Source organism: Paenibacillus sp. cl141a, assembly GCF_900109305.1.
Lineage (GTDB): Bacteria > Bacillota > Bacilli > Paenibacillales > Paenibacillaceae > Paenibacillus_AQ > Paenibacillus_AQ lautus_A.
Window position 1 is genome coordinate 608,296 of record NZ_FNZO01000001.1, and the last position, 17,915, is coordinate 626,210.

Below are 17,915 nucleotides of genomic sequence, written 5' to 3' on the forward strand. Positions count from 1 at the left end.
AATCTACCTTACTTCAGTCTTTAGACAACCTTACGCTAACCTTAAATAGATTTAGAAAAAGACGGCGCATCCCCTTGTTCATGTATAATAAATTCAGGTGATGGGGCATGGAGAATTTAAAAGACAAAAAAATATTAATTGTAGATGATGAACCGGAAATCAGAATTATGATCGAACGATTTTTAAGAAAAGAGGGCTTTTACCGTATTTACATGGCAGGCGACTGTGCTTCGGCTCTGTCGATCTGCCGAGAGGGTAAACCGGATATCGCGATTCTCGATGTCATGCTGCCTGATGGCGACGGATTCTCGCTTCTGTCTTCCATTAAACAGTTGACGGATATTCCGATTCTTTTTCTCTCCGCGCGAGGTGAGGATGAAGATCGATTGCTTGGACTGGGTTTGGGGGCAGATGATTACATTGTGAAACCTTTCCTGCCGAGGGAGCTGGTATTACGGCTGATGGCAATACTGAAGCGGGTCTACTCCTCTCCCGTGGCAGAGCGTCTGCCTGTCTTCCGATTGGGGGAACAGACGATAGACCTTGAGAGCGCTGTCGTGCACAGGAACCGGAAGGAACTGTCATTGACGGCAAAGGAACATGCGATTCTTGTAAAGTTGTACGAGAACCAAGGCCGAATCGTCACGAGCGATGCCTTATGTCAAGCCGTTTGGGGAGATGACAGTTACGGATACGAAAATACATTGATGGTCCATGTCAGACGGGTACGGGAAAAAATCGAGAGGGATCCTTCTAAACCGATTCATCTACTCACCGTCAGGGGACTGGGATATAAGCTGCTGGTGAAGGAGATACGTTAGTGGAGGGGATTATTCGCATATTACGGCGGTTTGTCGCCGCAACCCTATTGTTCTCGTTATTTCTGCTTCTTTTTAATTTCGTATTACTAGGCACGCTAGTGTTTACGGAAAATGACCAGAACTCGTCCCCGGAAGGCATAGTTAAGCAAGTGACCCAAGGCTTGGAGATGAAGAAGGACAGCTTTCAACTGGACGGGCAAGCTACCGAGCTGCTGCAGCAGAATCATGCCTGGGCCATGCTGCTCGGTGAAAATGGTCATGTGATCTGGGAGTATCATATACCTCATGATGTTCCTGATTCTTACAATCTAGTCGATGTAGCCAAGTTCTCACGGTACTACCTTAAGGATTATCCGGTTTATACGTCAGAACATCAGGAAGGTCTGATGGTCGTAGGGTATCCCAAGGAAAGCCACTGGAAGTATCAATTGGACTTCCTTGCAGAATGGATAAGCTCGTTGCCCCTGCGGATCGTGCTGCTGCTACTTTGTAATTTGGCGTTAGCTCTACTGATATCTATTGTCATTGGCACGCGGCTCATCAGAAAGATACGCCCTCTGGTGGAAGGAGTCCACAATTTAGCCAGGGAGCAAGAGGTTCAGTTGGACACCAAAGGGATATTCGGTGATTTGGCCCAGAGCATGAATTCAGCGTCAGCAATACTCCAGAACAAGACAGCCGCGCTGCAGTCACGGGATGAAGCACGCGCCAACTGGATCGCCGGGATTTCTCATGATATTCGGACGCCGCTCTCCCTCATCCTCGGATATGCCAGCGAAATGGAGGATCAATCGGACTTGTCGGAGGAGCAGAGGCATCAAGCCGGTATTATCCGGAGCCAAGGCGAGAAGCTGCGCTCACTGGTAAGCGATCTGAATCTGGTCTCTATGCTTGAATATGAGATGCAGCCATTGCACTTGAAGTACATCCGGCTATCAGTTCTGGGTAGACAGGTTGTCACGGAATTTGTGAATCATGGTTTGGATGACCGGTATGACATTGAATTAAAACTAGCCGATGAAGCGGTTCGGGTCCATGGGGACGAGAAATTGCTGCTTCGGGCAATCAGCAATCTTGTCCAGAACAGTGTGCGTCATAACCCGCAGGGCTGCAAAATCACAATAGAAACCTCTCTATCCCAAGACCGCTCCCAATATCACATGATCGTAAGGGATGATGGGCGAGGAATCCCGCAAGAGCAATTGGCGGAGATAACCGAATTGTACTTTTCTGCAAGAAGAAAGCGCCCTGACCAGCAAGGTCACGGTTTGGGACTTCCGATGGTAGCAAGGATTGCGAAGGCGCATCACGGCCACCTCATTCTTGCAAATGGTGTGGACCAAAGAGGTCTAACAGCGATCATGGAATTCCCTGTGCAGATCATAAACCCAATATATCCCACGCTTGATTAAGAAGTTGTTTTATATGTTCCGTTTCTGCTGTTCATCGAATTTTGACGGCAATCATTGCACGGATTAAAACTTCCATGCATCATTTCCAGCAATAACTCCAAAAGACATAACATGAACAAACAGAAACGGACTAGTCACGCTAGTCCGTTTCATTCTGCTTGTATATATCCAAGTTCCAGTAGAATCAAAAGGCTTCCAACTTTTTCGACAGGAAATCAAGAACTACTTGATTGAATGGATGGGGTTCCTCGACAAAGGGGAGGTGGCCGCGGTCTTGCATGGTTATATTAGATGATCGTTCTATTCGTTTATGTAAAATTTCGGCAGCCTGTTTGTTAAAAGGATGGTCTTGATCGGAAATTATCAAGTGAAAGGGCTACTAAAAGAAGAGACAACCTGAGATCGACAAACAATCGAAAGTTGTGCTAATACCGCACGTTACCGGAACACCTACTCACAAAAAAATTAGAAATTCTCTGCTCGAATAAGGTGCAAATTCATATTATTTCCTTGGACAGACTCCGTAGAGTTCAGACTTAACTTAAGGCTGCTGTTCCTTGGCATAATTCAACCCTAAGAGATGAGCTTGGTTAAGCAGCATCTCATAATGCTTGGAATTGGAACCCAAAGTCTCGTATAAAAATTCGACTTTGGAATTGGAAACACCACAATAGTCTGCAATTCCCACATTAAGCAGATGAGTTATACTTTCATCATAGTTACGCTTTTTCATCTGTTCTTTGGAAACACCCGCTAGACCAATCCACAAGACATGCTCGTGATGAAGCTGATTCGAACCGTACGCAAACCCATTGTTCCATACACGGTCAATATAACCTTTGAGCATAGCTGGCAAATGCCACCACCAAACTGGAAAAATAAATGCCAAGGCGTCGTGCTCTTTCAATCGCCGTATTTCCATTTCCACCTCAGGAGAAAAGGACTGTTTCGCTGCTGACAAATCAGGTTCATCTACTCCTTTAAGAACAGGGTCGAAGCCAACCCCGTGTAAATCCAATATCTCATAGTCGTGGCCAGCCTCAGCAAGACCTTGTACGAAACGATCGGCCACCTTAAAGGTAAGGGAATCTTTCCTCGGATGCGAAACAACGATTAATACTTTCATACTAGTATATTCACACCTTTCTCATGATCAATGGCTGATGTTATTATAAACAGTAATAAAAACAACCTGGAAGTACGCACTTTCAAGTTCTATAGGATGATTCAGGTGCCATAGGAACATGGAAGTGCCTTAGATTGGTGCACTAGAAACTTTCGTGATTAACGAACTGAAGTAATGAATTTATGTCCCCAGCAAAAACACAGCCATTTAACGGAGGAATAAGAGATGACTGAAGAGAGGAAAAATAGCGTTGAAAAGAAGTATAAAGTTGGCGTGGAGGCGGCATTAGAGGTAATGGGGGGGAAATGGAAGCCTTTAATCATCTATCATTTGATGACGGGACGAAAACGGACGTCTGAGTTTCGACGGTTAATACCCGGCATTACACAAAAAATGCTGACCACTCAACTAAGAGGCCTTGAAAAGGATGAGATTGTCGCACGAAAAGTTTATAAAGAGATCCCACCTAAAGTAGAGTATGAGTTAACTTCCTACGGCTGGGGATTAAAGCCCGCTCTAGACCTTTTATGCTATTGGGGAGAGGATCACTTGGAAAAGGTTCACGGCGACAAATCAAAGGTTTTGGAAGATTTTTAAGGCTAACTTATGTTTGACCTAATCTCGTTCTTTTACTAAAAAGCAACCGATTCAACAGACCAACTTTCTCCTTGCTTTTATTCAACTAATCTGCCCGTTAGCTTAATAACTATCATCTTCTTTAGCTCAGCAAGATCAATTAAGCAGAGCATGCATGGAATTAAGCGAAATTTGATTGTAAACTGCACACGAATTGACTCTAACGTGACCCTAAGCTGAGCACCACATGACGGTTTTCCCGTCTGGAGCATATCCTCATTTCCGGGAATGGGGAACCCGGGCGGCTTTAACGAACATGAGCGGGCCAGATTGCCTGCCCCGATTTACGGGCACCTTCCGTTATGAAACAGAATTTGAATGGGGAGAATCAGCGAACGGGGCTTTGCTGGAGTTGGGAGAGGTTTATGAGACGGCAGAAGTATTGTTGAACGGCGAGCACATTGGAGTTCGCATTTGTCCGCCTTACCGCCTGGAAATCGGCGATCTCCTTAAGAAGGGGAAAAACAGGCTGGTCATCGAAGTTACGAATACGTTGGTGAAAGATCAGAGCGACTTTTTGTCGTCCTTTGCGCAGCAGGACCCCATCGGTCTGATCGGACCTGTTCGGGTGATCCGTGCCAAGTCGACGGAGTGTTGAAAACAGTAGTAGAAGGAAGAACGCGTATGGTGGAACCCATACACGTTCTTCCAATATACATGCAACTAGGATCCTTGATTCGAAGTGGATAGCACCTACGAATCTGTTGATTCCAGATTACTAGGGCTACGCAATACAGAAGTAACTATAAGTTATACCACCACTGCTGTTCCGCTGACGGCCACCATCAGCATTCCCTCACGAATGACCTCATAGTCGATGTCCACCGCTACGATAGCGTTGGCCCCCATTCGCTCAGCCTTGTCCTTCATCTCGGCAAACGCTACATCCCTTGCTTCCTGCAGCTTGTTCTCGTAGGCTCCCGAGCGCCCACCAACAAAATCGGTAATGGAGGCCATAAAGTCCCGCACTACATTAGCGCCCATAATGACTTCGCCGTTCACAATGCCGATATACCTTTTAACTGGGTAACCTTCAATGGTAGAGGTTGTTGTCAAAATCATATGATCTTCCTTCTTTCAAATAATTTTATGTAGCGTTTACGAATAAAAACACCTTTCACCTGGTGCTGATTTGGATTGCAGTACTTGGAAATATACAATCGTTTACCAGCGTGAGTGCTTTCTTTTAGTACGCCGACAGAAGAGAATTGGTTTCACGAACGGGCGTAAGAAGACAATTATCCGATGGAAAATGCTTATTGAAGTTGCAAAGCAGGTGGTCGAATAGGCGGTTGTTTCCTAAGAGGTATAGTAGTCACGCAAACAAATCTTGCATGGAAACCTGTAAGCCTGGATAAAGTTTGGATTCCGCAAAAGAGTCATGGGCTTGCGAGAAGTAGTTCACATCCGCGATCTCGCCGTCGGACAAGGAAAAGAGGATGACTTGAGCTTTCATCGGATCGATGATCCAATACTCTTTTACGCCGCATTGCCGGTATAGATCAAGCTTCGGGATCATGTCCTTGCTACGCGTGGACGGAGACAACACCTCGATGACGAGGTCAGGCGTACCCATATAGTTTCCCTTCTCATTGATTTGATCTTTGTCGCAAATGACGACCAGATCCGGCTGTACGACACAGATATTTGCCTCATCCTTCTTCAATGTAATATCAAGTGGGGAAGTCAGCGGTGTACAGGGTTTTCCTTTGAACCAATTGTAAAATGTGCCGTGCAGTTCATTAACTGCATGTTGGTGGTTGTATGAAGGGGAAGCCATGTTATACATGATCCCGTCGATCAACTCGTGGCGCTGTTCCGAGCCTTCGGTTAGTTTCAGGAAATCCTCGTAAGTGACGTTGTCATTGTCGGCTGTATACTTTACAGCCCCCTCTCTCAGGACAGGTTCATCTGTGCCGGCATAGGCTATTAATTTGGCAATATCTCTGCCGTTTCTCGTCACGATGATGTCCTCGCCAGCCTCAGCTAACTTAAGATACTTTCCGAAATTGTTTTGCATATCGGTGGAAGTCATTCTCATAAATTTCACCTCGATTTAGCTAATTTGAGTCTATAATAGCTAAATACAGGGAATGTTTCAATTAATTTAGCTAATTAAAAAGTAGGATGATTTTTTCGAACAGTTTGCTTCTGCTGCAGTTGCATTGAAACTCACGGATTTGTGGCGGACGGTATTTCTCGCGCCTTGCAAAGTGCTTACCTGCGCTTTCGGTACACTTTAGGAGATAGGCCATACACCTTCGAGAACTGTCGGGTAAAATAATTGCTGTCGTTGAAGCCGCTCTGATAAGAAATGTCCGAAATCGGAAGGGATGTCGTCTTTAACAGTCTGCATGCGTGCTCCAAGCGGAGCTGCAGAAGATAGGCGAACGGCGTTGTTTGGTAATAGGATTGGAATATCCGATTCAAATGCCTGACGGATATATTGGATTTGGCCGCAATTTCTTCACGGGAAATGGGCTGCAAATAGTTATCCTCCATAAAGGAAATGGCTTTCGCCAAATGCATCAGATGAATTTGGGCTCCGTGCCGCTCTTGCTTTTCATATTGCCGCGACAGCTGGACGACCAGCTCCATAAATCGCGAACGCAGGATGGTCTGGTAGCCCTGCAGTTTGTTCGCGTATTCCTCAATCATGAAGTCAACAACGGACGATACGTACTCCAGACTAGAGATTGGCAGGCTCATCTTGCTCAACGCGTGGTTGATATTGCGGTAATACGGCTCCAGAACGAAAAGCGCTTGATACCCGTTCGATCTTTTGAACTCCGGACCCGCCAATTCCAGCATCTCGGGCTTGTACATGATGTTGCAAATACGAAACTCATGCGGGTCTTTATATCCATGGGAGGTGGTGCCGTTAATGACAAAGACGTCCCCCTTCTTGATAAACGATTCCTCTGTGTTGACGATATGGGTGGCATGACCATGCAAAACGATAACGAGTTCGGAGAAATCAACATGGTGATGCACGTACATGTCCTCTTCGTGTCCGCCATATTGAATAAAGAACTTAAACTGCTCATCGGTCGTAAACCAATTCAAATGTACGCTTCTCATTCGGCCACCCTCCCAAGTATATTATGTCGTATCTTGATGTCCTTATCATGCTATATTCAGGCTCTAAGATCAAGGAATAAGGACGAAACTAGAAGATATAATAGGATCTGAAAGTGGAGTCGCTCTAAACCATTCATACAAAAAAGCTAGAATGCAGGATCTGCTGGCGACTGACAAGAAGATATTGAATAGGGGGTAAAGGCATGAAACACTGGAAGGGATTATCGCTGCTCTTGGCCATGATGATGCTGCTGGTTACTTTTATTCTGTCTGCGTGCAGCAGCGGTGACAGCGGCAATTCCGCAGGCAGCGAAGAGGAAGATTTGAAACCGGTTACAATTACTTATTTCAGCGCCGATTCGAATGCGAACTGGGCAAGTATGCAGGATGCCGTCGGCAAAAAGCTGACCGAGACGACCGGCGTTACGATCCAAGCCGAATTTGCGGTTGACGGTTCCAATCAGAAGTTGCCGTTGATGGTAGCGAGCGGTGAATATCCGGATCTCGTTTTCGCTAAAGGCGATGCGAACCTGTTCGTTGATTCGGGCGCTTTTATCGACCTTACCGATTTGATCGAAGAACATGCACCGAACCTGAAAAAACTCTATGGGGATTACATGAACCGTCTGAAGTGGAGCAACGAGGATGAATCGATCTATGTCCTTCCGACGCTCAATGCCGTGGATCATCAGCAATTGGATGCCGGCGGAAACTTTCATATCCAGCATGAAGTGCTGAAAGATCTCGGTTATCCGGAAATCAAGACCGTCAAGAATTTTGAGAAGGCGCTGAAGGATTATTATGAGAAACACCCGACGATCGACGGTCAGCCAACGATTCCGTTGACGCTCAATGCCGATGGATGGCGATTCATGATCTCCGTAACGGATGCGGCCGTGATTGCTACCGGTTTGTCAGGGGATGGGGAGTATTATGTTGATCCGGAAACGTATGAAGCGAAATTGCACTACAGACGTCCGGAGGACAAGGAATACTTCCGCTGGTTGAATCATCTCAACGCCACGGGCATATTGGACAATGAAACGTTCGTTCAGAAGACGGACCAGTACGAAGCAAAGATCGCCTCGGGCCGCGTTCTTGGCGTTATTGACGCCGATTGGGGGTTTGGAAACCCGACGAATGCGCTGAGAACGGCCGGCAAAGAGAACCGTACCTATGCGAGATTCCCGATCCAATTGGATGGGACGACCAAGGACGCTTCGTTCCAGAATGCAGGGTATGCAGCAGGCTGGGGCGTAGGCATCACGACATCCGCGAAGGATCCGGTACGGATCATCAAGTTCTTGGATTATTTGGCTTCCGAAGAAGGGCAGATTTTGATGAACTGGGGCATTGAAGGCGAGCATTACAATGTCAAAGACGGCAAACGCGTCATTCCGGAGGACGTGCAGGACCGCAAAGTTAACGACAACGCCAGCTTTACCAAAGAGAGCGGAATTGGATTATATAACAGTTTGTTTCCTCGTTATGGCGACGGCGCGAAGGATTCGACCGGAAATTTTTATACGACCAACTTCCCGGAACAAATCAAGGCCAATTATACGCCTTCAGCCAAAGAGACGCTGAAAGCGTATGGTGCGGAAATGTGGAAGGATCTTTGGCCAAAGTCCGAGGAATTTCCGACGAAGCCGTGGGGTGCGGCATATCTTATTTCCCCGCCGATCGACTCCAACATTGCAATCACCTACAAGCGGGTTGAAGAGATTGTTCGCAAACGCATTCCGGAGATCATCCTTGCGGACCCGTCCCAATTCGATGCCCTTTACGATCAATTCATTCAAGATCTGAACGCTGCCGGGGCGGAAAAAATGGAGCAGGAATATTCGGAGCTGGTTCGTGATCGGGTTGAGCTGTGGAATAACTGAACCGTTTGATTTGAGGGGCAGGCCCCAAAGCTGCCTCTCTTTTATGCCAATCTGTTTTTCACCATTGTTTCATAGACCATCGTTTCTTAGACATAAATTAGGAGTGCAGAGGAGTGTTTTGTTTCATGAAGTTTAGCAACCCCATCCTACCGGGCTTTTATCCGGATCCAAGCATTTGCCGGGTTGGCGAAGATTATTATTTGGTGACGAGCACATTTGAGTATTTCCCGGGCGTTCCCATCTTTCATAGCAAGGACTTGGTAAATTGGAAGCAAATTGGCCATTGCCTTACATCGGAAAAACAACTGCCTCTTCAGAATGCCGGGAGCTCAGGGGGAATTTATGCCCCGACCCTTCGCTATCATGAGGGCTGGTATTATATGACGACAACCAACGTCAGCGGAATCGGCAACTTTTACGTCAAAAGCACGGATCCGGCAGGTCCATGGTCTGATCCGATCCCTGTCGCCCAGCAAGGCATCGATCCTTCGCTGCTATTCGACGACGATGGTCGCGTCTATTTTCAGACGGCTTGCTACGGCGACGAGGGAGAGGGCATTTATCAATGCGAAATCGATATGGCAAGCGGCAAGAAGCTGACGGAAAGCCGCTTAATCTGGAGAGGAACCGGGGGAGCCAGTCCGGAAGCCCCGCATTTATACAAAATACACGGTCTGTATTATTTAATGATTGCCGAGGGCGGAACCGAGTACGGACATATGGTCACGGTCTCGCGAAGCCGACATCCTTACGGGCCGTTTGAGCCTTGTCCCCATAATCCGATTCTGTCCCATCGAAGCAGGAGAAGCCCCATACACGGGACAGGGCATGCGGATCTGGTGCAGGCTCAGGATGGCACGTGGTGGGCCGTTTTCTTGGGGATCAGGCCGGTTTCATACCCCATGCGCCATCATCTCGGCAGAGAAACTTATCTGGCTCCGGTCACATGGACGGCGGACGGTTGGCCGAGCATCGGATTCGAGGGAAGGGTCGAGCAGGTAATGGACAGTCCTCAGCTGCCGGCATGCCGGTGGCCTGCAAAGCCGTCCAGAGACGATTTCGATCACGCCTCCCTCGGTTTGGACTGGGTCTTTTTGCGCAACCCATTGCCAGGGAGCTGGTCGCTGCAGGAACATCCGGGATATCTCATGCTGCGGGGCAACCCATCGTCCATGAACGACGCGGCATCCCCTGCTTTTGTCGGGCGACGATTAAGGCACTTTTCTTGCAATATATCCGCTGCTCTGGACTTTGAGCCTGCAAACGAGGGGGAAGAAGCGGGAATAACCGTTTTTATGAATGAAAGGTATCATTATGATCTGGCCGTAAAGCTTATAAACGGGGAAAAAACGATCGTATTCAGACGTACCGTGGGGTCGCTTAGCGTAGAACAAACCAGTCGATGTCCGGAGGGGCCTGTCGTGTTACGAATCGAAGCAATGCCCGAGCATTTTCTATTCTCCGTGGGACAAAGTTCATCAGAGGTCATGAATATGGGATCAGGTGAAACCCATCTGCTGGCGACGGAAGTAGCCGGCGGATTTACAGGGTTAATGATTGCTATGTATGCATTCGGCGACAATGGAACAACCCCTGCGCTGTTCGACTGGTTTGATTATGAAGTCATCGATAGCCGGGCCGAATAGTCGAATTCGATAAGATGAAAGAGAGGGGACCGTTTATTTCGGTAACATGTTAAGAAGCAGAGGAAGAAGACATCTTCCTTGCGGCAGATGTCTTTTTGCGCGAACCTTGCTACCCGCCGCAGCGGGGTATTTTGCTCACCGTTCAAGTTACCACCTGAACGGTGAGATACAGCACCTCCAGCAAGATGGGCGTTCCGGCCAGAAGCACATCGCCGGGAGAATATAAGGTTAGTGCCTCCGAAGTGATGGTGTAGATACGGCCTTCCTGAATCATACCATTGATATAAACGGTCGAGGAGCTGTTCGGACCAACCATAATGCTCTGAAATGCCTGGTTACCGTCGTCATCCGTAAATTGTCCGGCAGATATGACGAAGGGATCATCCAGATTAACCTCGGACATCAATACGTAAAAATAGCGAAGCGTGGTCGGCAGCACGTTAATCTCCGGCACAATGACGCTTCCGGGGATTCCTTGAGGGCCTTGCGGCCCCGTAGGCCCCTGGATTCCAGCCGGCCCCTCCATACCTGGAGCGCCCTGAGGACCTTGGGGTCCCACCGGTCCGGGAATGCCCGCCGGCCCCTCCATACCTGGAGTGCCTGGAGCGCCCTGAGGACCTTGGGGTCCCATCGGTCCGGGAATGCCCGCCGGCCCCTCCGAGCCAGGGTTGCCAGGAGCGCCCTGAGGACCTTGGGGTCCCACCGGTCCGGGAATGCCCGCGGGCCCCTCCAAACCAGGAGTGCCAGGAGCGCCCTGAGGGCCTTGGGGTCCCATCGGTCCGGGAATGCCCGCCGGCCCCTCCGAGCCAGGGTTGCCTGGAGCGCCCTGAGGGCCTTGGGGTCCCACCGGTCCGGGAATGCCCGCCGGCCCCTCCCAGCCAGGGTTGCCAGGAGCGCCCTGAAGGCCTTGGGGTCCCACCGGTCCGGGAATGCCCTCCGCCCCCTCCGAGCCAGGGGTTCCGTGAATGCCCTGGGGTCCTTGAAGCCCGGCTGGCCCCGCCAAACCCGGGTTCCCAGGAATGCCTTGAGGTAATAGTGTCAATAAGAAGTCTTTCGGGCCGCGTCCCTCTTGATGTTTATGCTGGGCAGCTGAGGGGGTGGTCCGATGAGTGGATCTGGAGTTGCATCTCCATTTTCGTTTGCCTGCCGACACGACTCGTTTGTATTTTCGCTTCTTGCAGGTCCTGCGTTTTCGATATTCTGCAGCTTGAAGAATTCGATATCGTTTCCGCTTGATCACGGGAGTTTTCAGTCTTATCCCCCCTCTCCCGGATGAATGTCCGTACTTAGTTTATGTCATTGGAGAAGGACTCGAGTGGACATTTATCCTTTCTTCATGGATATATTGACCGGAATTTTGGATAATTGCTATACAATTTCACTGAAATTGGGAGAATGTCAGAACCAAATCTCATAATCTATCATTTAATGATAATGTGGCACAGCCATATTTTTTCTATTTAAGACAAGAGAGGAGTGAAGATAATGCCAGTTATTAAACCTATCATTACCGCGGTCGCATCGGTTCCCGTTGCAACAGGCGGCACGATCACCACGACGGTAACGCCAACCGTAACCCGTTATTTTGCGCTGGTCGACGAAGCGATGATCGGTGCAGACTCGATTACCATGCCGGCCACGAGTTTCATCGATGATGCTGAAGCACCCGTGACGGCATTTCCCGCGTTGACAGGCGCTGAATACTTTAATGTGTATATTAACGGGATGCTGCAGCAGCTTGCGTTATCGACTTTGACAACCACCAGCTTGGTGCTCGATACGACGGATGTTCCGGCGGGAGTACCGGTGTTGTTGGAAATTGCAAGCTTCACGAATACGGCCTCCGTCATCACGACACAGCCTACCATTTCGGCGCCGGTCATTACGATCATCAGTTAAATAGGTAAGCAAAGGGCTGCTCCGATTCACAAAATGGGGCAGCCTTTTGTTTATGTAATTTCTTTAATAAGGGATAATATTCTATTATTTTACTATAAGATATTATCCTTGTAAGAAATGATAAATATAGTATATTAATATTATCCTGCAAGCCAGCTAGTTAGCATACAGCACGTGCACCCCTCAGAAATTGAACCCGCTTACAAACGACTCGGCATAAGAAATTGGAAGATCCCTTCAGCCAGCGCTCAACACATCCGAAGCTTATTGCATAGCAACACCTTTCATATAAATGAATGAACTTCATGACTTGAAAGGAGGTGAGCATTTATGTGCATTCTTCGTCATACTTCCTGCAACACTACGGAGCAATGCGGACGCGACAAATTCGGCGTTCGCCTTGAAGTATGGGACTGCGGCAACGGTTCCGAAGAGAGATATACTTGCGGCTGTTAATTCTTTTGTAAACGCATGAACTTATCGTATAAACAGCGGAACTTCTTGTTCCGCTGTTTATATTTCACGCAGGGCATGCGGCTTCCTATTACGGTTGAAGAGTGAGGGGTCGAATATGGTTTTGGGTCCATTACAGTATGATCGGGAACGGGTGAACAGCGAAGAAGAACGGCAAGGTGCAGTCCAAGCAAGATATCAAATTCATCGAATGGGGGCTTGGTCTCCCTGGTTGTCGGGAAGGAGAATGAACCATGTCCATGAGCGCGCTTTGCCTTTTGTTTCTGACCTTGGTGTTTGTGTTTTCGGGAGTGTCGAAACTGTTATCGTTAGCGGATTTCAGGACGACGATCGAACGGCTGCAGATGCCTGCAGGCCGCTTACGGATTGTACCTGTTCTCATCTGCGCCGCTGAGATTGCAGCCGGGGCGGGTTTATTATTTTCCAGGAGCAGAGTCGCTGCGCAGATCGCGATTTTTATTTTGCTGGCAGGGTTCGGCTACGCCGTTTATAAAGCCAGGGTTGTGCAGAATCAGGAGATCCAATGCAGCTGCTTTGGCTCATGGTCTAGTGAGGCTCTCGGCATGAATACGGTCGTTAAGATTGCATACTTAGGTATATTGAATGCGCTAATTTGGCTGTTGTCCGAACCCGTGAATCTCTTCCTCATGCCGGTCCAAGAGGCGGTTCTTACCTTGCTGTCGGCCGGCGGCATTGCCGTTATTTCGTTGGTGGCGGTGAATGCGTATACTCTTGATTCATTACAGGCGAAGGAGGGAACAAATCCATGAATTTGATTACGAGCGTGCTCGTGATTCAGTATGGCTTGATATTCAGCTTGGCTTTCTTCGTGTTCAAACTATATCGCCAGGTTCGGGAGTTGAAGTTGAAGCCGCAGACAGCCGTGACTGGGCATGAGGAGCCTGCAGTTCCGAAGGAAGGGCTCGAGCTTGGCACGCAGATTCCTCAGGCAGCCTATACGAGCATGGCCGGCGATACCGTGAATTTGTACGACGGCAAGCCCAAAATTCTATTGTTCACGATGAACCATTGCAATGCCTGCAAAGAAACGTACGGGGCCATCAAAGCGTTTATGGCTTCGCATCCGGATCTTTCGGTCACGCTATTCCTATATGCCCAAGATGCGGATGAAGCCGCAGAAATGGCGGTTGCCAATGAGTTAACCGATATGCAGGTCGTGTGGGCAGACCGGGCTATGATCGATTCATTTAAAGTGAACCGGTTTCCGTTGGCGTTCTACTTATCCGAGGAGCAGCTCGTCATCAACAAAAGCGTCACGAATTATTTGCATCATTTAGAACAAATGATCAACCAGCTGCCTCATGCTAAACCTTCAGCCCTAAACAAATCGGCTTAGCGACGAAGGAGGCTCAAGGTTATACAACATGAAATATGCGAACCTGATGTTCGAGGTTATGAAACAAGTGTACCGCGTCTCTCCGCGGATGTTTACCAGATCGACCATGATTTATTTGATGCAGGCTTTTTTGCCCGTTGCCCAGATTTATATTACGGCTCAAGTCATCGACGCCGTTACCGGCGTGTTGATTCGGGATCAGGCTCCATACCAAGCATTGTATTGGCTGTTACTCCAGATGGCGGTCATTCTGATTGGCCTCGTGCTGGCATCTCTTCAAAAGTATACCGAGCGAAAGATGAATGCTTATGTATCCTATTGGTTTAATCTCCAAGTGTCGGAGAAGTTAAGCAAACTTCCGTTCGTATTCTTTGAATCTCCGGAAAGCTACGACAAGCTGCAGCGTGCTCTTCGCAATCTGAATATCTGCGGAATTAACATGGTGTTTTACATGTTCTCGATTATTCAGAACCTCATCACGCTGACGGGTTTGCTTGTTCTCTTGTTCAGCTTTCATTACATATTGCCTATCGTTATGCTGCTTCTGATCGTCCCGCTGTTGATCATCCAGAAGAAAGAGGGGGCTTCCCGCTTCGTGGTCATTCATCAGCAGACGGCTTCGTCTCGAATGGCGGCGTATATGAACCAACTGCTGCAGACGAAGGAAGCGGCCAAGGAAATCCGGCTGTTTCATGCCAAAGATTATTTATTGAATAAATGGCGGGGCATCTATTTCAAAAATACGTATGAAATGCTGGGCGTCGAGCGGAAAAACATGAAGAATCGCCTGATCGTGGAAGGGGCGGTGACGATTTGTTCTTTTAGCATTTTAGCCGTGTTCGTCTGGCTCGGCTCACGCCTCAAACTAACCATCGGCAGCTATGTCGCCCTCTATCAAGCGGTCCAGGACACGCGATATTCCATCCAGAACATCAGTCAGAACATCGGGCAAATCTATCATGACGGTCTGTTTATCCACGAATTGTTCGAATTTCTGGATACGCCAGTTCCGCAGCCGGAAAAAGCTCTGCCGATGACCACGCCTTTGCGGGAAGGAATCGAAGTCGATCGTGTTACCTTTTGCTATCCGAATCAGGATAAGCCCGTACTTGACGATTTGACGATTCGCATCAAGCCCGGAGAAAAGGTTGCCATCGTCGGGGAGAACGGTGCGGGAAAGAGCACGCTCGTAAAAATCATGCTAGGCTTGTATGAACCGACGCATGGCGTTGTGCGCTATGGCGGCATCCCGATCCAGGATTATGATTCCGCCAGCTTCCGCAGCAAAGTAACGGCGGTGTTCCAGGATTTTTACCGATATGAATGGACCCTTGAGGCTAACATTGCGCTGCGTGAGCATGATCCGGACGACCGGCAAGCCTATCTCCGATTGAATCATGCCATGGAGAAGGCCTCGATGACCCCGCTGGCGGATTCGCTTCCGGACGGAGTAGCAACCCAGCTGGGTACGCGCTTCTCCGGCGGGCGCGAACTGTCTCAGGGCCAATGGCAGAAGGTCGCGATCGCCCGGGCGTTCTATCGGGATTTCGAAGTGATCTATCTGGATGAGCCGACGGCAGCCGTAGACCCGCTTACGGAATCCGCGATCTTCGAGAGCCTGATGTCCATGACCGAAGGCAAAACCGCCATCTTCATATCGCACCGATTGGGAAGCTGCAGACATGCGGACCGCATTCTCGTCCTCAAGGAAGGGAGAATCGTTGAAGAGGGAAAACATGAGGAGTTACTCGGGCAGGGAGCCCATTATGCCGAAATGTTCAATAAACAGGCCCAGTGGTATCGTTAGCATGCAGCACCGGTTTTGAAGCGAATGCGAAAGTTAAGCGGAGCGGATCAAGAACTCATTCTTGGTCCGCTTCCTGCGTTTAGTTTACGTTAGGAGGGGCAAGCCGCCATGGGAGAAGAGAGAGCCGTTAAGATGCCGACCGATTGCGTGCCAGGAGGAGTTTCGTGTCTGAATCCCGAATTGAATAGGGACTTGAAACGTCTGGAGGCTAAAATATGAAACGTTAAACCCCACACCTGCCGCAAGATTAGTAAATTAAGGGGGACCATATATGAGCTTGGATAAAAGAGCATGGATTGTGGAAGCAACCATAGCGGACATGCAGCATGCCATGGAAGAAGGCTTGATGTCTTCGGTCGAACTGGTGCAATTGTATCTGGAACGGATCGGGTTATACGATGGATGGCTTCGCTCGATTCTAGAGGTGAACCCGGATGCGCTGCAGATTGCCCAAGAGCTGGATCAGGAGCGCAGAAACTTGGGAGCGCGGGGACGGCTGCACGGGATTCCGATACTGCTCAAAGACAACATCGACACCGGGGATCGGCTGCATACGAGCGCCGGCTCCATCACGCTGGCCGATTCGTACGCCGCCAAAGATTCCTTTGTTGCCGCAAAGCTCCGAGAGGCGGGGGCCGTTATTCTGGGCAAGAGCAACATGACCGAGTGGGCGAATTTCATGTCCTCGACCATGTGGGCAGGATACTCGTCAAGGCGCGGGCTTACTTTAAATCCCTACGGTCCCGGCGAAATGTTCGTCGGAGGTTCGAGCTCCGGTTCCGGAGCCGCCGTGGCGGCAAATTTGGCTGCGGCAGCCATCGGCACGGAAACTTCGGGATCGATTATCAGCCCTTCCAGCCAGAACAGTCTGGTTGGCTTGAAGCCGACGATCGGACTGGTAAGCCGGACGGGCATTATTCCCATCACGCGTACGCAAGATACGGCAGGTCCAATGACCCGAACGGTGGAAGATGCCGCGATTCTGCTTGGCGCGATCGCGGGTGCGGATGACCTGGACGAGGTGACCAAGACAGCTGCTCAAGCAAGGGTAGAGGATTACACGAAGTTTCTGGACGCCAGTTATCTGAAGCAGGCACGAATCGGGATTCCCCGATACTACTATAAGCACCTGGATCGGGATAGACTAGATATCGTAGAGTCTGCCATTGATGTTCTTCGCGAACAAGGCGCGGCCATCATCGATCCGGTGGAACTGCCATGCCAGGGCACCCGATGGGATGCCAACGTCCTTCGCTATGAATTCAAGAAATACGTCAATGATTATTTGGCGAATGTAGATCCGTCGCTGCCGGTTCATTCATTAGCTGAGGTTATCGCTTATAACGAGGCACACGCGGACATAGCCCTGAAATATGGACAGGACACCCTGATTTGGGCCGAGGAAACAAGCGGTTCGTTAACCGAAAAAGAGTATATGGAGAGCAAGCGGAAGAACAAGGAAAGGGCGGGCACCATGGGGATTGACCATGTACTGAGGGAGCATCAGCTGGACGCGCTGCTGTTTTTGGGTAATGAATATGGACCCGATCTGGCTGCCCGTGCAGGGTATCCTTCGGTTACCGTTCCCGGCGGTTATGCCGAGAATGGGATCATAGCTCCGGGAGGATACAACACCAAAGGTCCTCAGGGCATTACATTCATCGGGACGGCTTATAGCGAGCCGGTGCTGATTCAGTTAGCCTACGGCTTCGAGCAGGCCACCAAGCATCGTGTACCGCCGAAGCTTTCATGCCAGTCATCAGAGTAAAG

General features: G+C 49.3%; 17 protein-coding genes. 12 read left to right on the plus strand and 5 right to left on the minus strand.

The features are described from left to right. Positions 1-107: 107 nt before the first annotated feature. Positions 108-821, plus strand: coding sequence for a response regulator transcription factor (locus tag BMX45_RS02900; protein WP_036661348.1), 714 nt, complete (start codon positions 108-110; stop codon positions 819-821). Next, positions 821-2,233, plus strand: coding sequence for a sensor histidine kinase (locus BMX45_RS02905; RefSeq protein WP_090908412.1), 1,413 nt, complete (start codon positions 821-823; stop codon positions 2,231-2,233). The genes BMX45_RS02900 and BMX45_RS02905 overlap by 1 nt, the downstream gene beginning before the upstream one ends. Positions 2,234-2,774: 541 nt before the next feature. Here BMX45_RS02905 and BMX45_RS02910 read toward each other — a convergent pair. Next, positions 2,775-3,359, minus strand: a complete 585-nt coding sequence (locus BMX45_RS02910) for an NAD(P)H oxidoreductase (RefSeq protein ID WP_090908413.1) — start codon at positions 3,357-3,359, stop codon at positions 2,775-2,777. 225 nt (positions 3,360-3,584) lie between these two features. Between BMX45_RS02910 and BMX45_RS02915 the strand changes: the two genes are divergently transcribed. Both BMX45_RS02915 and BMX45_RS02920 read left to right on the plus strand, forming a co-directional pair. Further along, positions 3,585-3,956 carry a winged helix-turn-helix transcriptional regulator gene (locus BMX45_RS02915; RefSeq protein WP_090908414.1) on the plus strand — a complete coding sequence of 124 codons (372 nt, stop codon included), beginning with the start codon at positions 3,585-3,587 and terminating at the stop codon, positions 3,954-3,956. A gap of 295 nt (positions 3,957-4,251) precedes the next feature. Further along, the gene (locus tag BMX45_RS02920; RefSeq protein ID WP_254777926.1) at positions 4,252-4,593 is read left to right on the plus strand and encodes a glycosylhydrolase-like jelly roll fold domain-containing protein; all 342 of its coding nucleotides are present in this window, start codon (positions 4,252-4,254) and stop codon (positions 4,591-4,593) included. Positions 4,594-4,745: 152 nt separating this feature from the next. Here BMX45_RS02920 and BMX45_RS02925 read toward each other — a convergent pair whose 3' ends face one another. The 3 genes from BMX45_RS02925 to BMX45_RS02935 all read right to left on the minus strand — a co-directional run bounded on the left by BMX45_RS02925 (position 4,746) and on the right by BMX45_RS02935 (position 7,076). Then, the gene (locus BMX45_RS02925) at positions 4,746-5,057 is read right to left on the minus strand and encodes a YbjQ family protein (protein ID WP_090908415.1); all 312 of its coding nucleotides are present in this window, start codon (positions 5,055-5,057) and stop codon (positions 4,746-4,748) included. A 253-nt stretch (positions 5,058-5,310) separates the two neighbouring features. Continuing rightward, positions 5,311-6,030 (minus strand): type II toxin-antitoxin system prevent-host-death family antitoxin, encoded by a 720-nt coding sequence (locus tag BMX45_RS02930; protein WP_254777927.1) that lies wholly within the window; start codon positions 6,028-6,030, stop codon positions 5,311-5,313. Between the two features lie 182 nt (positions 6,031-6,212). Next, positions 6,213-7,076: a helix-turn-helix domain-containing protein gene (locus BMX45_RS02935; protein WP_090908417.1), complete on the minus strand. Its 864-nt coding sequence runs from the start codon at positions 7,074-7,076 to the stop codon at positions 6,213-6,215. 203 nt (positions 7,077-7,279) lie between these two features. On the opposite strand from BMX45_RS02935, the gene BMX45_RS02940 reads away from it, so the two are divergent. Continuing rightward, on the plus strand, positions 7,280-8,962 hold the full coding sequence (locus BMX45_RS02940) for an ABC transporter substrate-binding protein (protein WP_090908418.1): 1,683 nt from the start codon (positions 7,280-7,282) through the stop codon (positions 8,960-8,962). Positions 8,963-9,087: 125 nt separating this feature from the next. Next, positions 9,088-10,608 (plus strand): glycoside hydrolase family 43 protein, encoded by a 1,521-nt coding sequence (locus BMX45_RS02945; protein ID WP_090908419.1) that lies wholly within the window; start codon positions 9,088-9,090, stop codon positions 10,606-10,608. A gap of 142 nt (positions 10,609-10,750) precedes the next feature. On the opposite strand, the gene BMX45_RS31670 is transcribed toward BMX45_RS02945, so the two are convergent. Further along, positions 10,751-11,650 (minus strand): DUF4183 domain-containing protein, encoded by a 900-nt coding sequence (locus tag BMX45_RS31670; protein WP_254777928.1) that lies wholly within the window; start codon positions 11,648-11,650, stop codon positions 10,751-10,753. A 443-nt stretch (positions 11,651-12,093) separates the two neighbouring features. On the opposite strand from BMX45_RS31670, the gene BMX45_RS02955 reads away from it, so the two are divergent. The 6 genes from BMX45_RS02955 to BMX45_RS02975 all read left to right on the plus strand — a co-directional run bounded on the left by BMX45_RS02955 (position 12,094) and on the right by BMX45_RS02975 (position 17,913). After that, positions 12,094-12,507 carry a DUF4183 domain-containing protein gene (locus BMX45_RS02955; RefSeq protein ID WP_090908421.1) on the plus strand — a complete coding sequence of 138 codons (414 nt, stop codon included), beginning with the start codon at positions 12,094-12,096 and terminating at the stop codon, positions 12,505-12,507. Between the two features lie 330 nt (positions 12,508-12,837). Then, entirely contained in the window at positions 12,838-12,963 is a 126-nt protein-coding gene (locus BMX45_RS32080) for a hypothetical protein (protein ID WP_260871392.1), read from the plus strand. Positions 12,964-13,214: 251 nt separating this feature from the next. After that, positions 13,215-13,751 carry a MauE/DoxX family redox-associated membrane protein gene (locus tag BMX45_RS02960; RefSeq protein ID WP_090908422.1) on the plus strand — a complete coding sequence of 179 codons (537 nt, stop codon included), beginning with the start codon at positions 13,215-13,217 and terminating at the stop codon, positions 13,749-13,751. Next, positions 13,748-14,338: a hypothetical protein gene (locus BMX45_RS02965; protein ID WP_090908423.1), complete on the plus strand. Its 591-nt coding sequence runs from the start codon at positions 13,748-13,750 to the stop codon at positions 14,336-14,338. The genes BMX45_RS02960 and BMX45_RS02965 overlap by 4 nt, the downstream gene beginning before the upstream one ends. 28 nt (positions 14,339-14,366) lie before the next feature. After that, the gene (locus BMX45_RS02970; RefSeq protein ID WP_090908424.1) at positions 14,367-16,145 is read left to right on the plus strand and encodes an ABC transporter ATP-binding protein; all 1,779 of its coding nucleotides are present in this window, start codon (positions 14,367-14,369) and stop codon (positions 16,143-16,145) included. A 271-nt stretch (positions 16,146-16,416) separates the two neighbouring features. Next, positions 16,417-17,913 (plus strand): amidase family protein, encoded by a 1,497-nt coding sequence (locus BMX45_RS02975; RefSeq protein WP_090908425.1) that lies wholly within the window; start codon positions 16,417-16,419, stop codon positions 17,911-17,913. The last annotated feature ends 2 nt before the right edge of the window (positions 17,914-17,915 follow it).

Excerpts from the sequence above, each read along its gene's own strand:
- BMX45_RS02900 (WP_036661348.1), top strand. The coding sequence starts at position 108 with ATGGAGAATTTAAAAGACAAAAAAATATTAATTGTAGATGATGAACCG.
- BMX45_RS02910 (WP_090908413.1), bottom strand. The coding sequence starts at position 3,359 with ATGAAAGTATTAATCGTTGTTTCGCATCCGAGGAAAGATTCCCTTACC.
- BMX45_RS02915 (WP_090908414.1), top strand. The coding sequence starts at position 3,585 with ATGACTGAAGAGAGGAAAAATAGCGTTGAAAAGAAGTATAAAGTTGGC.
- BMX45_RS02920 (WP_254777926.1), top strand. The coding sequence starts at position 4,252 with ATGAGCGGGCCAGATTGCCTGCCCCGATTTACGGGCACCTTCCGTTAT.
- BMX45_RS02925 (WP_090908415.1), bottom strand. The coding sequence starts at position 5,057 with ATGATTTTGACAACAACCTCTACCATTGAAGGTTACCCAGTTAAAAGG.
- BMX45_RS02930 (WP_254777927.1), bottom strand. The coding sequence starts at position 6,030 with ATGACTTCCACCGATATGCAAAACAATTTCGGAAAGTATCTTAAGTTA.
- BMX45_RS02935 (WP_090908417.1), bottom strand. The coding sequence starts at position 7,076 with ATGAGAAGCGTACATTTGAATTGGTTTACGACCGATGAGCAGTTTAAG.
- BMX45_RS02940 (WP_090908418.1), top strand. The coding sequence starts at position 7,280 with ATGAAACACTGGAAGGGATTATCGCTGCTCTTGGCCATGATGATGCTG.
- BMX45_RS02945 (WP_090908419.1), top strand. The coding sequence starts at position 9,088 with ATGAAGTTTAGCAACCCCATCCTACCGGGCTTTTATCCGGATCCAAGC.
- BMX45_RS02955 (WP_090908421.1), top strand. The coding sequence starts at position 12,094 with ATGCCAGTTATTAAACCTATCATTACCGCGGTCGCATCGGTTCCCGTT.
- BMX45_RS32080 (WP_260871392.1), top strand. The coding sequence starts at position 12,838 with ATGTGCATTCTTCGTCATACTTCCTGCAACACTACGGAGCAATGCGGA.
- BMX45_RS02960 (WP_090908422.1), top strand. The coding sequence starts at position 13,215 with ATGTCCATGAGCGCGCTTTGCCTTTTGTTTCTGACCTTGGTGTTTGTG.
- BMX45_RS02965 (WP_090908423.1), top strand. The coding sequence starts at position 13,748 with ATGAATTTGATTACGAGCGTGCTCGTGATTCAGTATGGCTTGATATTC.
- BMX45_RS02970 (WP_090908424.1), top strand. The coding sequence starts at position 14,367 with ATGAAATATGCGAACCTGATGTTCGAGGTTATGAAACAAGTGTACCGC.
- BMX45_RS02975 (WP_090908425.1), top strand. The coding sequence starts at position 16,417 with ATGAGCTTGGATAAAAGAGCATGGATTGTGGAAGCAACCATAGCGGAC.